This is a genomic window from Cellulosimicrobium sp. CUA-896, assembly GCF_001942335.1.
Lineage (GTDB): Bacteria > Actinomycetota > Actinomycetes > Actinomycetales > Cellulomonadaceae > Cellulosimicrobium.
In genome coordinates this window covers 1-14,773 of sequence record NZ_MKKH01000020.1, presented here as the reverse complement: position 1 = coordinate 14,773, position 14,773 = coordinate 1, and the positions used below count along the sequence as shown (strand labels likewise).

The 14,773-nt window shown below is 74.7% G+C and carries 13 protein-coding genes; 4 read left to right on the top strand and 9 right to left on the bottom strand.

Annotated elements, in window-relative coordinates:
* Positions 1-43: 43 nt before the first annotated feature.
* From BJF88_RS07885 to BJF88_RS19555, 4 genes are all read right to left on the bottom strand, one after another.
* Entirely contained in the window at positions 44-913 is an 870-nt protein-coding gene (locus tag BJF88_RS07885) for a 2,3-bisphosphoglycerate-dependent phosphoglycerate mutase (protein WP_075828410.1), read from the bottom strand.
* Positions 914-980: 67 nt separating this feature from the next.
* A complete protein-coding gene (locus tag BJF88_RS21735; protein WP_255371873.1) occupies positions 981-1,151 on the bottom strand; it encodes a LuxR C-terminal-related transcriptional regulator in 171 nt (56 codons plus the stop codon).
* Positions 1,124-3,910: an AAA family ATPase gene (locus BJF88_RS07880; protein ID WP_255371872.1), complete on the bottom strand. Its 2,787-nt coding sequence runs from the start codon at positions 3,908-3,910 to the stop codon at positions 1,124-1,126. Before BJF88_RS07880 ends, BJF88_RS21735 begins: the two co-directional genes overlap by 28 nt.
* Before the next feature lie 80 nt (positions 3,911-3,990).
* Entirely contained in the window at positions 3,991-4,134 is a 144-nt protein-coding gene (locus BJF88_RS19555; RefSeq protein ID WP_158068901.1) for a hypothetical protein, read from the bottom strand.
* A gap of 340 nt (positions 4,135-4,474) precedes the next feature.
* On the opposite strand from BJF88_RS19555, the gene BJF88_RS07875 reads away from it, so the two are divergent.
* On the top strand, positions 4,475-5,167 hold the full coding sequence (locus tag BJF88_RS07875; protein WP_255371871.1) for a hypothetical protein: 693 nt from the start codon (positions 4,475-4,477) through the stop codon (positions 5,165-5,167).
* On the top strand, positions 5,164-5,574 hold the full coding sequence (locus BJF88_RS07870) for a UBP-type zinc finger domain-containing protein (protein ID WP_139315972.1): 411 nt from the start codon (positions 5,164-5,166) through the stop codon (positions 5,572-5,574). Before BJF88_RS07875 ends, BJF88_RS07870 begins: the two co-directional genes overlap by 4 nt.
* Positions 5,575-5,841: 267 nt before the next feature.
* Here the strand turns inward: BJF88_RS07870 and BJF88_RS18235 are convergent, their stop codons facing one another.
* Both BJF88_RS18235 and BJF88_RS19550 read right to left on the bottom strand, forming a co-directional pair.
* Positions 5,842-6,609, bottom strand: coding sequence for a hypothetical protein (locus BJF88_RS18235; RefSeq protein WP_083648976.1), 768 nt, complete (start codon positions 6,607-6,609; stop codon positions 5,842-5,844).
* Entirely contained in the window at positions 6,540-7,286 is a 747-nt protein-coding gene (locus tag BJF88_RS19550) for a DNA polymerase IV (RefSeq protein WP_158068900.1), read from the bottom strand. Before BJF88_RS19550 ends, BJF88_RS18235 begins: the two co-directional genes overlap by 70 nt.
* 162 nt (positions 7,287-7,448) lie before the next feature.
* On the opposite strand from BJF88_RS19550, the gene BJF88_RS19545 reads away from it, so the two are divergent.
* Together BJF88_RS19545 and BJF88_RS07855 are read left to right on the top strand one after the other, a co-directional pair.
* A complete protein-coding gene (locus tag BJF88_RS19545; protein ID WP_075828409.1) occupies positions 7,449-8,444 on the top strand; it encodes a hypothetical protein in 996 nt (331 codons plus the stop codon).
* Between the two features lie 160 nt (positions 8,445-8,604).
* Positions 8,605-12,216 carry a LamG-like jellyroll fold domain-containing protein gene (locus BJF88_RS07855; RefSeq protein ID WP_083648974.1) on the top strand — a complete coding sequence of 1,204 codons (3,612 nt, stop codon included), beginning with the start codon at positions 8,605-8,607 and terminating at the stop codon, positions 12,214-12,216.
* Here the strand turns inward: BJF88_RS07855 and BJF88_RS07850 are convergent.
* The 3 genes from BJF88_RS07850 to BJF88_RS21730 form a co-directional block, all read right to left on the bottom strand.
* A complete protein-coding gene (locus tag BJF88_RS07850; protein WP_075828407.1) occupies positions 12,203-13,126 on the bottom strand; it encodes an alpha/beta fold hydrolase in 924 nt (307 codons plus the stop codon). The genes BJF88_RS07855 and BJF88_RS07850 overlap by 14 nt on opposite strands.
* 16 nt (positions 13,127-13,142) lie before the next feature.
* Complete coding sequence (locus tag BJF88_RS07845; protein ID WP_075828406.1) at positions 13,143-13,565, bottom strand: VOC family protein; 423 nt, start codon at positions 13,563-13,565, stop codon at positions 13,143-13,145.
* A gap of 378 nt (positions 13,566-13,943) precedes the next feature.
* The gene (locus BJF88_RS21730; RefSeq protein WP_255371870.1) at positions 13,944-14,066 is read right to left on the bottom strand and encodes a hypothetical protein; all 123 of its coding nucleotides are present in this window, start codon (positions 14,064-14,066) and stop codon (positions 13,944-13,946) included.
* Positions 14,067-14,773 lie beyond the last annotated feature (707 nt).

The following is a 14,773-nucleotide window of genomic DNA, read 5'->3' as shown; positions in this document are numbered from 1 at the left end:
ACCGGGCGTGGCGGCGGGTGAAAATCCGCGGCGTCCGGCCTGCTCAGGTGCCGCCGCGCGAGCGCAGGTCGGCGATGGCGTGCTCGGCCCCGTCGGCGTCGAGGTAGGTCCCGCCGCGGACGAGCGCGACGAGCTGAGGGTCACCCGGGTCGCCGTGCTCCCGGCGGGCACGGGCGCCGTCGAGCAGGAACCGCCGCACGAGCGGGTGCCCGGTGGGCACGTCGAGGTCCCGCACCTCCTCGGGCGCGAGGTCGTCCACGAGGACGGACAGCGCGCGCAGCGAGTTGCCGTGCCCGACCACGAGCAGCGTCTCGCCCCGCACGAGCGCCGCGCGGGTCTCGTCCCAGAACGGCCGCAGGCGGTCGACGACGTCGGCGAGGGACTCCGTGTCGGGGCGCAGCTGGGCGCGGCCGTCGTCGGGGAGCCCGGCGAGCACGGCGTCGACGGCCGCGCGGGCGGGGGTGCCCGGCGCGAGCGGCGGCGGGCGGTGCTCGTACGAGCGGCGGTAGCGCCAGAACGCCTCCTCCCCGTGCTCGCTGCGCACGACCGCCCGCGGGACGTCGGTGAACGCGCCGTAGTGCCGCTCGACGAGCCGCCACGCGACCTCGACCGGCGGGCGGCCGGGGAGGTCCCTGGCCACGATCTCGGCCGTGGCCGAGGCCCGCAGCAGCGGGGACGTCAGCACGCGCCGCGGGGCGAGCTCGGGGTGCCGGGCGACGGCGTGCGCGAGGAGGTCGCCGGCGCGGCGGGCCTCGTCGACGCCCTGCGCGGAGAGCGGGACGTCGAGCAGTCCCGTGAAGCGGTCCTGCGCGTTGTACGTGCTCTGGCCGTGACGGAGCAGGACGAGGACGCCGGGCCCGTGCGCGACGCCGCGCTCGGCCCGGACGGCGCGGGCGGCGTCGTCGTCGGGCACGCGTCCAGCGTAGCCACGCCGTGGGGTGCGAGCCTCTCAGACCTTCAGCAGATCAGACTCCAGCAGATCAGACCTCCAGCAGACCGCGCTGGTGCGCGAGGGACACGGCCTCGGTCCGGCCCGACGCCCCCAGCTTGGCGAGCACGTTGGACACGTGCACGCTCACCGTCTTGGCGGAGATGTACAGGCGCTCGCCGATCTGCCGGTTGGTCAGCCCCTGCGCGACGAGGAGCAGCACCTCCTCCTCCCGCTCGGTGAGGACGGCGGTCGTCGACCGGCGCAGGCCGGGCAGGTCGAGGCGCGCGCGGCGGGCGAGCGCGCGCACGGCCTCCGCGAGCGGTGCGGCACCCATGTCGTCCGCGTCGTCGAGCGCCTGCGCGGCCTCGATCTCCGCGGCGCCGCGGTCGCCGGCCGCGCACAGCGCCTCGGCCCACCGGAACCGCGAGCGCGCCGTCTCGTACCGGTAGCCGTAGTCGAACGCGCGGGTGGTCCGCTCCCACAGCGCGGGGTCGTTCTCGCCGGTGAGGCGCGAGTGCTCGGCGGCCGCGCGCTCGAGCCACGCGAGACCCTCCGGGCCGAGCCGGCCTCCCCGGGGGCGGCCGCGCTCGGCGGTCGTGCGCGCGGCGTCGAGCAGGGCGTGCCCACGCTCGACGAGGTCCGCGACCTCCGGCGCGGCGCTCGCGCCCTGCACGCGCAGGCCGTCCGCGGCGTCGGCGAGCGCTGCGAGCGCGAGCGCCGACAGCCAGATGCGCCCGAGGAAGTAGTCGCTCCACGTGCGCCCCAGGTGCTCCACGAGCTCGACGGCGAGGTCGACCGCCTCCTCGTGGCGGCCCGCCCAGGTGAGCGCGTCGATCGAGCAGCCGCCGGAGATGAGCGCGATCTGCCGTCGCGGAACCAGTCGCGCCGCAGGGCCGCGCCGCGGTCGACGGCGTCCGCGTCGCCCCGCGCGACGGCGGCGTAGAGCTGCACGCACGAGAGGGTGGGCACCGAGCTCTCCGGCACGGTCTCGTCCGACGCGGGCGTCGGCGTGAGGTCGCCCAGGGCGTAGCGGGCGAGGTCGACGAAGAGGCGCAGCTCGACGCCGTAGACGCTCCAGCCGATCCCCGTGGCGCGGGCCCGGTCGAGCCCGTCGCGCGTGATCCGCAGCGCGTCGTCGAGCCGGCCCGCGTAGTAGCGGTTCGCGGCGATGTTGTACCAGCACCGCAGCTCGGTGAGGATGTCGCCCGCGTCGACGGCGCGCTCGCGCGCCTGGGCGAGCAGCTCGGCCGCGCGGTCGTCGTCCTCGACCTCGAGGACCGCCATGGTCGTCAGGACGTCCGCCTCGACGTCCGGCGCGTCGACCCGGTGGGCCTCGTCGAGCGCCTCGGCCGCGACCTGGGTCGCGAGCTCGTCCTGGTCGGCGTTGAGCGCCGCGCGCGCCCTGGTCGCGAGCGTCCAGGCACGGTCCAGGGACGGCGGGTCGGCCGGCAGGATGGCGAGCGCCGCCTCGGTGTGCGCGAGCACCTCCTCGACGCGCTCGGTGCCGAGCAGGTAGCGGGAGAGCACGTGGCGCAGCGAGGCCTGGCGCAGCGGGTCGTCCGCGGTCGCCTCGACGACCTTGCGGGCCAGCGCGACGGCGCGGTCGGGGTCGCCCGCGCGGCTGGCCGCGCCCGCGGCGGCGAGGGAGACCGCGACGCGGTCCTCGCCGAGCAGGTCGGCGGCGTCCGGGACGGCCTGCCACAGGGACAGCGCCTGCTCGAGGTGGCGGAGCTCCTCCGCGGGCGCCAGCACGCGCGCGGCCTTGCGGGCGGCGGCGCGCGACGCCACGAGGGCCGCCGGCAGGTCGTGCGCCGCGAGCGCGTGGTGCGCGCGCAGCGCGGGGGAGCCGAGGGTGCGGTCCTGGTCCAGCGCGGTGAGGTACGCGCGGTGGACGGTCACGCGCTCACCGGGCAGCAGGTCGGACGCGACCGCCTCGGCGAGGAGGGCGTGGCGGAAGACGACGACGTCGCGCCGCTCGCCGCTCTCGATCGCGAGGACGTGGTGCGCGATCGCCTCGCGCAGCGCCCGGTCGAACGCGCCGGGGTCGGCGTCGGGCGACGCGTCCTGCGCGAGGACGGCCCGCAGCAGCGGCTCGGACACCTGCCGGCCGGAGACGGACGCGGCGCGCACCAGGTGCTGGACCGGGGGGTCGAGCATCTCGAGGCGCGCGCGCAGGACGTCGGCGAGGGACCACGGGAGCTCGCCGTCCGGCCCGGCTTCGACGAGCTCCTCGGCGAAGTACGCGTTGCCCTCCGAGCGCGTGCGGACGGACTCGAACGCGGCGTCGCCGAGGCGGCCACCGGCGACGGCCGTCGTGAAGTCGCGCAGCTCGGCGGCGGTGAACGGCCGGAGGTCCACGTGCTCGACGCGCGGGTGCCGGCGCAGCTCGGCGAGCACCGGGCGCAGCGGGTGCCGGCGGTGCAGGTCGTCGGTGCGGTAGCTCGCGACGACGACCACGTGCTCGGTGCGCAGGCGCGCGACGACGAAGCGCAGGACGTCGCGGCTCGACGGGTCCGCCCAGTGCAGGTCTTCGACGACGAGGACGAGGGGTGCCTGCGCCGAGCCGGACGCGGCGAGCGCCGCCGCGATGGACTCGAACAGCTGGAGGCGCTCGCCCTGGCTCTGCTCGCCGGCGGCGGGCAGCGTCGCGTCGAGCAGGCGGGCCAGGGCGGGGCGGGCCGCGACCGTCGCGTCCACGGCCTCGTGCGCCGCGCGCAGCGTCGTCAGCGCCTCGGTGAACGGCAGGTAGGGCAGGCCGACCTCGCCGAGGTCGACGCAGTGGCTCCACACGACGGCGGCTCCGCCGTCCGCCGCGAGCTCGGCCGCGCGGGTGAGCAGCCGGGTCTTGCCCACGCCGGCGTCGGCGCCGACGAGGACGACGCCGGGCTCGCCCCGGCGCGCACGCTCGACCGCGGCGGCGAGCTGGTCGAGCTCGGGGCCGCGGGCCACGAACGGCGCGCGGACGGAGGGCCGGGGCACGGACCACATCCTCGCAGCGCGCACCGACACCGGGCCAGAGGCGCCCGCCGGGGCGGGCGCCGGCGCGGTGGACGTGCCGGTCACCGCCGCGGGCCGCCGTGGCGGTGCCGGCGGTGGCGCAGCCAGTGCAGCAGCACGGGCTCGCCCCGCTGGTAGTCGTCGCGCAGCTGCTGCTGGCGGTAGGAGAGCTCGGCCTCGAAGGCCGGGCCGAACGGCGTGCTCATCGTGGTCCCCTGTTCCGCAGGCTCCGTGCCTGCCTGACGTCCACGATCGTCCTGAGCACGTCGGCCGGGGATCGGTCGTCCGGGCACGATCGGGGCGCGGGTGCCTCAGACGGGACGAGGCCTGCGCGTGCGCGACGTCTGAGGTACCTCAGACGGGCGGCCCGCCGGGCGCCACGGCCTCGGTGAGCTTCCTGGTCCCGGGCGCCCGGTGCCGGGCGCCGGGCCGCCGTCGGGAGACGGATGTGTGGCCCAGGTCACGTTCCCGTTGCCAACCGCCCGACCCGGTCGCAGACTGGTGCATGACCGGACCCGCCGTGTGGGGCGACCTGGGGGTGACCTCGTGACCGACACCTACGACATGCTGCCGATGCTGGGCCGTGGCAAGCACCGCAACCCGAAGAAGGGTGCGTGCTTCATGGAGCTCGCGTCGTATCTCGCGGGGGAGCGCTGGAGCGACCATCCCCGCTGCACCCACCCGCTGCTCGCCATGCTGGCCCGCGCGGTCAACGACCTGACGGTGGACCCCGAGCGGCCGCGGCTCGCGCCGCTCATCCCGTCCGTCATCGGGCTGACGAGCGACGACCCGCACTGGGACGTGCGGATCGCCCTGCGCGCCGCGCAGACCGCGCTCCCGATCTCGCCCGCCGAGCGCCAGCAGACGCTCGCGGTCGCGATCATCGGCGCGGAGCGCATGCTCGACGTCCTCGACGACCGCCCGGCCGGCACGCTCAGCGCGGAGTCGGCGGACGCGCTCGCGACCTGTCCTCGGACCGCGCGCTGGGCGCAGCGGTTCTGCGAGGGCGCCCGGCTGCGGCCGAGCCGGTTCGTGCGGGACGCCGCGCCGAGCATCATCTCGGCCGCCGTCCAGGGCATCGCCGAGGCGTGCGTGCCGAACCCGGACGAGCGGCTGCGAGAGCTGCTGGTCGCGACGATCGACGACTGCCGCACGTGGGCCGACGCCGAGCCCGCCCCCGCCCTCGAGCCCGAGGCCTGGACCGCCGTCGTGAGAGCTGCGGGCGCAGGCGCCAGATGACCGCCGACCGGGCTCCGAACGTCAACGGCGACGGGCTCGACGACCCCGCGCTCGCGGCGGCGCTGCAGGCGGCCGTGCGGCCGCACGTGCGCCCGAGCGGGACGGTGTGCGCGGAGTGCGACGCCGCCGGTGGCTGGTGGGTCCACCTGCGGCGGTGCGCCACGTGCGGGCACGTGGGGTGCTGCGACACCTCGCCCGAGCAGCACGCGAGCGCGCACTACGACGCGACGGGCCACCGCCTCATGCGGTCGTTCGAGCCGGGCGAGGACTGGTTCTGGGACTTCGAGAGCGAGCAGGTCCTCGAGGGCCCGCACCTCGCCGCGCCGCTCTCGCGCCCTCCCGAGCAGGAGTCGCCCGGGCCTCTCGACCGCGTGCCCGCGAACTGGCGCGAGCTCATCCACACGTGAGCGGCGGCGCGCCCTGACCGGGGGGCGCCGCCCGCCGCTGGAGTTCACCCGGCCCTCACCTGGACGATCGTCCAGATGCGCCCCTACGCTGAAGTCACACGGTGAGCCCCTGCATCGCCGTCGGCGCCCTCGTCCACCCCCCTGCGGACGAGGGCGCCTCTTCTTTTCGCGTCCCTCGGCGCCGGCCCTCTGCGCCCGGCTCTGCGCCCGCCCTCTGCGCCGGCCCTGTGCTCGATCTTCTGCGCCCGACTCTGTGTGCCCCGACGCTCACGCCTCGGCGGACCGCTCCGACGTCTCCGGCCCCGGCGCCCCGACCACCTCGCCGTCCGGCCCGAGCGGCGGGACGAGCACGAGCTCCTCGGCCTCGGGGTCGACCCAGCGCTGGTAGCCCGGCCCGCTCAGCGCGGTCTCGAAGCGCACGGCGACGCGTCCGTCGTCGCCCACGCGCACGACCCAGCCCCGGCCGTCGGCCTCGGTCCGCACGTCGAGCCCGGGGGCGACGGCTGCCGCGGTCGCGCGCCGCAGGCCGCTGCTGCCCGGCTGGACCGGCTCGGCGGGGGCACGAGCCGCGTCCGGGGCGTCGGCCGGTGCGGCCTCGGTGCCGGCCGGTGCCGCGTCGTCGAGGGGCAGCATGAGCTGGGCGTGCTCCGACAGCGCGTGGAACGACGTGCCGAGCAGGCGCACGGGCTCGGTGACGTTGGCCAGCCCGAGCGCGCGGTGGGCCGCGTCCCGCAGCGCGCCCGCGTCCGACGTCGGGCGCGCGAGCGTCACCGACCGCGTCAGGGTCGTGAACGACGCGAGCCGGACCTTGACCACGACCGTCCGTGCCGCCGCCCCGTGGCGGTCGAGACGCGCGAGCGCGGAGTCGACGACGCGGTCCAGCGCCCGGGCGACGGCCGCGCGCCCGTGCAGGTCGGTGTCGAACGTGTGCTCGGCGCCGGCGGACTTGCGCTCGCGCACCGTCGTCACCGGGCGGTCGTCCCAGCCGCGGGCCACCCGATACAGGTTCGTGCCACCCGCCTCGCCGGCGACCATGACGAGCGTGTCCAGCGGCTGGCGCCGCAGGTCGCGACGGTGCGCACGCCGAGCTCGTCGAGGCGTGCCGCGGACACCGGCCCCACGCCCCACAGGGCCCGGACCGGCATCGCGAGCAGGAACACGTCCTCGTCCTCGGGTCGGACGACCCGTACCCCGCCCGGCTTGGCGGCCTCCGAGGCGAGCTTCGCGACGAGCTTGGAGCGACCGAGCCCGAGCGAGACCGGCAGGCCGCTCAGCTCGCGCGCCCGTGCCCGCACACCCTGTGCGAGCTCCTCGAGGTCGGTGCCCGGCCCCGCGGCGGCGTCGAGGTCGGCGAAGGCCTCGTCGATGCTGATCTGCTCGACGAGGTCGGTGACCTCGTGCAGCGCGGCCATGATCCGCGCGGAGTACGCGGCGTAGGCGTCGAACCGTGGCACGAGCACCGCGGTCGAGGGCGGGCACAGCCGCCGCGCGAGCTCCATCGGCATCGCGGAGCGCGCACCGTGCGCGCGCGCCTCGTAGGAGGCCGTCGCGACGACGCCGCGCGGGCCGACCCCGCCGACGAGCACCGGCCGGCCCCGCAGCGACGGGCGCTGGTGCTGCTCGACGCTCGCGAAGAACGCGTCGGCGTCGAGGTGCGCGACCGTCGCCCGGGCGCGCAGCACGGGCGCGCGCAGCACGCGGTCGGGGCTCACCGCACCACTCTGCCCGCCGGTACCGACACCGGCGCGACGCAGGGCGGCTTCGTCCGGGACGTTCGGCCCTGTCCCGGCGGCGGGAGCCCTGCTCATGATGGTGGTGCGGACCGGTGGTCGCGTCGGCCGCCGCGCCCACCGCCGGCACGGGAGGAGGCGGCCATGGAGGGTCGGAGCACGTACGTCGAGCGGATCGTCGAGGCGGGCATGCGCGCGCCCAGCATCCACAACGTGCAGCCGTGGTCCGTCGAGACGGACGGCGAGACCCTCGACGTCCGGGTGGACCGCGCGCGCATGCTGCCGGGCATCGATCCGGCCGGGCGCGAGACGTTCCTCAGCTGCGGCGCGTTCCTGCTCAACGTGCGGGTGGCCGCCGAGCGCGAAGGGCTGGACGCCTCCGTCCGGCTGCTCCCGCGCCGCGACGACCCGCTGCTGGTCGCGCGCGTCACCCTGGCGCCCCTCGTCGCGCCGACCTTCGACGAACCGGGGCTGGACGACGCGCTCGCGACGCGGCGGACGGCGCGCGGGAACACCCCCGACCGGCCGGTGGACCCCGACGTGCTGGCGGCGCTGCGTCGCGCCGTCGTCCTCGAGGACGCGGACGTCACGTTCCTCGACCCGCGCGACGCGGCGCGGGGGCACCTGCTGTCCACCATGCGCCGCGCCGAGGCGCTCGCCTCCCTCGCCCCCGCGCGGGTGGCGATCGACCGCGAGTGGCTCGGGGTGCCCCGTGGGCGGTCCGACGGCGTCCCGGTGGACTCGCTCGGAGGATGGTTCGCCGACCCGGTCCTGGACGTGCCCGCCCCTGCGCGGGACGAGGCCGGTGGGGCACGCACCTTCGAGGGCCGCGCCACCGTGGCCGTGCTGACGACGCCCGGGGACCGGCCCGACGACTGGCTGGTGGCCGGCCAGGCCCTGGAGCGGATGCTCCTCGTCGCCGCGACGCACGGCGTCCACGCGGCGTTCGCCACGCAGGTGCTGGAGGACCCGTCGACCCGCAGCGCGGTGGAGCGCGCGTACTGCCCGGAGGCGAGCGCGCAGATGCTGATGCGCCTCGGCTACGGCGCGGCGGGGCCGACGACGCCGCGGCGCGAGCTCGACGACGTGCTCCGGCGACGCGCCGGCACGCACGCGGCTACGGCCCGGCGGGGCGGGTGAGATTTCCGCCGACGAGGTGTTGTGCATCTGTGGTGGAAGATGTTTGATTCTGGTGAGCGGTGCTCGGCGCCCCGACCGACGGTGGTCGGGGCGGAGCGGACCACGGCGGTCCCGGCGCGCCCCGCTCGGCACAGTGATCACTCGACGAGGAGGACCACGCATGCATCGCGTGACAGCGATATCACCGCGACGGGGGCGTCGGCAGAGACTGCTGGCGGCCGCACTCGCCGCCGCACTGACCGTCCCGCTCGCCGCCGTCTCGGCGACGACGGCCGGTGCGCTCCCGCAGGCCCCGGCGGACGAGCCCGCCGCCGAGGACCCCCAGGTGCAGCACGGGCTTAAGGGGGAGTACTTCCTGTCCGGCGGGCCGTCCTGGCCGCTGGAGGACCTGCGCGCCACCATCCCGGACGAGCGGGTCGAGTTCCCGAACCTCGTGCCGATGTTCCAGGAGCTCACGGGGCGCGGCGAGCGCACCGCGGCGCGCTGGACGGGCAGCATCACGCCGGACTTCAGCGAGGCGTACACGTTCTCCGCCATCGGCGACAACGGGTTCCGCCTGTGGATCGACGACGAGCTCGTCATCGACCACTGGGTCGACGACTGGGACGTCGAGCAGACGTCCGCGCCGGTCGAGCTCGAGGCGGGCCAGGCGTACGAGTTCCGCATGGAGCTGTTCCAGAACACGGGCGGCTCCAACCTGCGGTTGCGGTGGCAGAGCCCGTCGCAGGAGCGTGAGATCGTGCCGACCGACGCCTTCACGTACCCCGAGGACTTCGTCGTCTTCCCGGCGGCCGCCGCGCTCGAGAGCGACGGGACGAGCCTCAACGTCACGTTCGAGGACGCCGTCGGCGGGGTCGACGAGAGCCTCGCCGAGCACCTCAAGGTCCAGGTCGACGCGCTCTCGTGGCCCGTCGCGGAGGTCGCCGCGCAGGACGACGTCCTCGGCGTGACGATCGGCGCGCCGGTGGACCGTGCGTCGTCGGTCCGGCTGACGTACGACGGCGAGGGCGACCTCACCGTCGGCGGCGAGCCGGTGGGCTCGCTCAACCTGCCGGTCGCGAACGGCTCGGAGTACCGCCTCGCCACGCCGTGGGCGGACGACTTCGACCCCCAGAACCCGCTGCCGGAGTACCCGCGCCCGCAGATGACACGCGACGCGTGGCAGAACCTCAACGGGATCTGGCAGTTCGAGGCCGCTCCCGAGGACGTCGGCGACGACTGGATCCCGGCAGCCGGCGAGGACCTCGCCGAGGAGATCGTGGTCCCCTACGCCGTGGAGTCCGCGCTCTCGGGCATCGAGCGCCGCGAGGACGACATGGTCTACCGCCGCACGATCTCGGTCCCCGAGGACTGGGCCGTGGGCGGCGACGGCGCGAACCGCCTGCGCCTGAACTTCGGCGCGGTCGACTACGAGGCGACCGTCTACCTCAACGGCACCGAGGTCGGCTCGCACCGCGGCGGCTACGACGCGTTCTCGATCGACGCCACCGACGCGCTCGTCGCGGGCACCGAGCAGGAGCTCGTCGTGCGCGTGGTCGACACGACGGACGGCAGCAACCAGGCCGTCGGCAAGCAGACGCTCAGCCCGGGCGGCATCTTCTACACCCCGACGTCGGGCATCTGGCAGACGGTGTGGATGGAGCCGGTCCCGGCGGCGGCGATCGACGCCGTGGTCACCACGCCCGACATCGAGGCCGGCATCCTCGCGGTCACCGCGCAGTCGGCCAGCGCGTCCGACGGCGCGACCGTCTCCACGGTGGTCCGCGACGCCGACGGCGCCGAGGTCGGCACCGCGACGGGCGCGGCGGGCGAGCAGCTCGTCGTCGACGTCCCGGACGCCCACCTGTGGTCGCCGGACGACCCGTACCTGTACGACGTCGAGGTGACCCTCACCGACGGGGGCACCACGGACACCGTGCAGTCCTACGCGGGCATGCGCTCGATCGAGGTCGACGAGGTGAACGGTGTGAACCGCATCCTCCTCAACGGCGAGCTCACCTACCTCATGTCGACGCTCGACCAGGGCTACTGGCCCGACGGCATCTACACGCCGGCGTCGGACGAGGCGTACGTGTTCGACATCCAGGCCCACAAGGACCTCGGGTTCAACACGCTGCGCAAGCACATCAAGGTCGAGCCGGCGCGGTTCTACTACCACACCGACCGTCTGGGCGTGATGGTGTGGCAGGACATCCCGAGCGGCTGGTTCGCGAACGGCGACACCGACCCCGCCTCCCGCGACTTCTGGGAGTCCGAGATGAAGGAGATCATCGACGAGCACCGCTCGGTGCCCTCCATCGTCGGCTGGGTGACCTTCAACGAGGGCTGGGGCGAGTGGGACCTCGCGGAGACCACGCGCATCGGCAACGAGATCGACGCGTACGACCCGAGCCGTATCCTCAACACGCACTCGGGCTACAACTGCTGCGCGTCGAAGGGTGACTCGAAGACCGGCGACATCATCGACCACCACATGTACACCGGGCCGGCGACGCCGCAGCCGGACGCGACGCGCGCGTCCATCGACGGCGAGCACGGCGGCTTCTCGCTCAGCGTCCCGGGCCACATGTGGCCGGGCGTGTCGGCGAACCCGTACGGCGGCGTCGCGAACTCCGAGGCGCTCACCGACGCGTACGTGCAGAACACCGAGAAGCTCGTGCGCCCGGCGCAGTGCTACCTCTCGGGCTCGGTGTACACGGAGATCTCCGACGTGGAGAACGAGCTCAACGGCTTCTACACGTACGACCGCAAGGTCCTGAAGATGGACGCGGCGCGCGTGAAGGACGTCAACGAGCGCGTCATCGCCGCCGCGCGCCAGGGCGTCGAGCCGTCCGACCCGGGCACGCCCGGGCTCGCCGGCGTCGGGCGCTGGTCGTTCGACGAGGGCGAGGGCGGCACCGCCGCGGACTCGGTGGGCGACCACCCGGCGTCGGGCACCGGCACCTGGGTGGCCGGCCACGGCGACGCGGGCTCCGCGGTGCGGCTGAACGGCGAGGACCAGGCGTTCGAGACCGAGGGCCCGGTGCTCGACACGACCGGCTCGTACACGGTCTCGGCGTGGGTGCAGCTCGACCGCATCCCGGGCAACTGGTCGACGATCGTCGGGCAGGACTCGGCCACGGGCTCGAGCGCGTTCTACCTCCAGTACGGCGGCGGCGGCCGGTTCGCCTTCTCGTACGAGGGCGGCCCGCGCGCCGAGCACGTCGTCCAGCCGGTGCTCGGCGACTGGTACCACGTGGTCGGCGTCCGTGACGCGGACGCGCAGACCCTCACGCTGTTCCTCAACGGCGAGCAGGTGGGCCAGGCCAGCGTGTGCGGCGGCGTCAGCGCGTCCGGCCCGCTGACGATCGGCCGCGGCCAGTGGAGCGGCAACCCGGTCGACTACTGGCCGGGCGTGATCGACGACGTGCGCGTCTTCGACCGCGCGCTGTCGGCCGACGAGGTCGTCGCGGTCCACGCGGGCGACGACGGCGAGGAGCCGGAGCTCGACGTGACGGCGACGGCGCAGGCCCGCTGCCTGGCGGGCAAGGCCTACGTCGCGGTCCGCGCGACGAACGACGGCGACGTGGCGCTCGACGTCACGCTCGACACGCCGTTCGGCACGAAGACCGTCTCCGGTGTCCAGCCGGGCGCGAACGCGTACCAGGCGTTCGCGGTCCGGTCCGGGTCGGTCGACGCCGGCTCGGCGACCGTCACGGCGTCGGGCGACGTCGACGGCGAGACGGTCACCACGGAGGTCGACGCGCCGTACGACGCGCTCAGCTGCGGCTGACGCTCCCGTCCCGCGGGGCGGGGCCCTGGGCCGGCCGGGCCGGCCGTTCCGACCAGGGCCCCGCCTCGCGGTGGCGCAGGTGCAGCACGCGGGCGACGCCGGGGGAGTCGGGGTCGTCGACGATCTCCTCGCCGTCCAGCCAGCACGCGATAACGTGGGCGAGCTCGCCGGGATGGCTGAAGTTCATCGCGTGCGCCGCGCCCTCGATGAGCACCACGTCGACGTGGTCGGGCGTGAGCCCGCCGACCTCCCGCACGCGCGCGGGCGGGGGCATGAGCGGGTCGCGCGTCCCGACGACGGCGAGCGTGGGGACCGGGGTGTGCAGCATCCGCTCGAGCGACGGGAACCGCGTGAGCTCGCTGAACAGGTGGAGCGTCGCGACCGGGCCGAAGCGCAGGTAGTCGGGGACGGCGGTGCGCGCCATGGCCGGGCTCTCGCGCACGGCGTCGCGCGCGAGCTGGGAGACCGCCCGCGCGAACGGCTGGTTGTGGACGCCGCCGGCCGGCGACGCGAGCACGAGCGCGGCCACACGGTCGGGCGCCTGGTGCGCGACCTCGAGGCTCACCGGCCCGCCCATCGAGTTCCCGACGAGCACGACGCGGTCGAGCCCGAGCGCGTCCAGCACGCCGAGGAGGGCGAAGGCGAGGTTCGGGATGCCGAGCGCCGCGCCCCACGCCGGGCTGTGCCCGTAGCCGGGCAGGTCGGGGACGTACGTCGTGGCCCGGTGCGCGAGGCGGGCGGCGGTGGGGAGCATGCACGCGCCGGAGATCGCGAACCCGTGCACGTGCACCATCGGCACGCCGCCGGGCACGTCGGGCCCGACGCGGACGAACACCGGGTGACCCGCGACGTCGACCTCGCGCTCGTCCCACGCGACGTCGTGACGGGCGTCGTGCCCGGTGTCGAGCACTCGCGGCGGGTGCCGGTCAGGACGCCGGCGCGGACCCGGCGACATTGACCATCCAGACGACGCCGAACCGGTCGGTCACCATGCCGAACTCGTCGCCCCACGGCGCGGTCTCGATCGGCATGGCGTTCGTGCCGCCGTCGGACAGCGCGGCGAACCACTCGTGCAACCGCTCGCTCTCGTCCGGTCCGCCGGACAGGGCGATCGACGGGTTCACGGAGACGGGCATGCCCGGCGGCACGTCGGAGGCCATGACGGCACCGACGCCCGGCACGTCGACCTGCGAGTGCATGACCTGATCCGCCTGGGACGGGTCGTCGACCGGCCCCACGGAGGCGTAGGTGTCGACGTCGGGCTCCGCGCCGAACACGGCGCCGTAGAACTCGATGGCCTCCCGGGCGTTGCCGCCGAAGGTGAGGTACGGGCTGAGCTGCACGGTCATGGTCGGGCTCCCTCGCTCCGGACGGTGCTGACGACGGGTGGACCGCCGTCGTGCCACGGACTCATCGTGCTCGTCGTGCGGTCGTCGGGCAAGGGCGACCCGTGCGACGGGTTCGGGCCGGACTGACCGACACCCTGCGTACCGTGACGATCACCAGCGAGCGGGCCGGCAGACGCTTCGACGGTCAGAGGTCGGCGCATGAGGCCGAACGTCACGCGCGGCGACGGGATCGCCGACGTGATGGTGTACCTCGCGGAGAGGGGGCGGCACGACGAGCACACGAACCCCCACGAAGTCGCGGGGCACGGCGTCTCATCGTGGACGTGCCGCGCAGTCGGTGGCTTGGCCGTTCAGCTGGATGTCGGAGCAGACGATGAGTTACGCCGGGATCGAGATGGTGCGTGTCGACCCGTCCGCCTCGTAGGTGACTTCGACGGTCTCGCGCACGAATCGGCCGGGGTTCGGAGCGCTGACGCCGATGAGCAGTTCGTAGCCCTCCATCGTGTCCGGTCCATCCCCAAGGGGACGACGCCGTTCTGTGGTCCGGGTTGACGATGCTGTACCCGACCGCATCGGGGTAGTGGTCGACCGTGGCACTCACGTCCCGCTGTGCTGGAGGGAAGTCGGGAGCCCACTGTGTGGCACCGGTCATCCGGTGCTCAGGGCCGAGGACCAAGACTCCGACGATCTCGAGGCCGCTGTCCTCTGGGGTGAACGAGCCCCCGGTGATGGTCACTTCACCTGGAGTGTCGAGGTAGAGCACCTCGAGCCCGTCGGTGAAGGGCTCGTCGGACGCGGCCTCGACCGTCCAGCCATGGGGGTCGGGTAAGCGAAACTGTGGAATCGGCGCGGGCTCGGCCTGGCACCCGGAGACGAGGAATGCCAAGCCGAGCGCGACGACCACCCTCTGGTGGGTCTGCGTCACGGAGCCTCTTGCGCTTGAGAAGCGGGTCGCCAGAGCAGGACGAGGGGTGTCGTCCAGCGCAGGCTCTCCATTGAAACCCACTCTCAAGAGGTGCTCGCACAGTGCTGAGCGGTAGAACTAGACCACTCGTAAGGCCATGGTGTCTAGTGACACCATGGGACTGCTGCCGGATCCGTTGACACGGGGTTAGTGGTGATCATGCCGCAAGCGCGGCGTTCTGGGCGGTGAAGGCGAGCTCGTACTCGACGGGGGTGAGCTTGCCGAGGGCTCGCTGGCGTCGACG

Bases quoted from the DNA above. Each gene is read 5' to 3' on its own strand.
- BJF88_RS07855 (WP_083648974.1), top strand. From the start codon at position 8,605: ATGCATCGCGTGACAGCGATATCACCGCGACGGGGGCGTCGGCAGAGA.
- BJF88_RS18235 (WP_083648976.1), bottom strand. From the start codon at position 6,609: ATGGTCGCCGGCGAGGCGGGTGGCACGAACCTGTATCGGGTGGCCCGC.
- BJF88_RS19545 (WP_075828409.1), top strand. From the start codon at position 7,449: ATGGAGGGTCGGAGCACGTACGTCGAGCGGATCGTCGAGGCGGGCATG.
- BJF88_RS21730 (WP_255371870.1), bottom strand. From the start codon at position 14,066: ATGGAGGGCTACGAACTGCTCATCGGCGTCAGCGCTCCGAACCCCGGC.
- BJF88_RS19555 (WP_158068901.1), bottom strand. From the start codon at position 4,134: ATGAGCACGCCGTTCGGCCCGGCCTTCGAGGCCGAGCTCTCCTACCGC.
- BJF88_RS07870 (WP_139315972.1), top strand. From the start codon at position 5,164: ATGACCGCCGACCGGGCTCCGAACGTCAACGGCGACGGGCTCGACGAC.
- BJF88_RS07845 (WP_075828406.1), bottom strand. From the start codon at position 13,565: ATGACCGTGCAGCTCAGCCCGTACCTCACCTTCGGCGGCAACGCCCGG.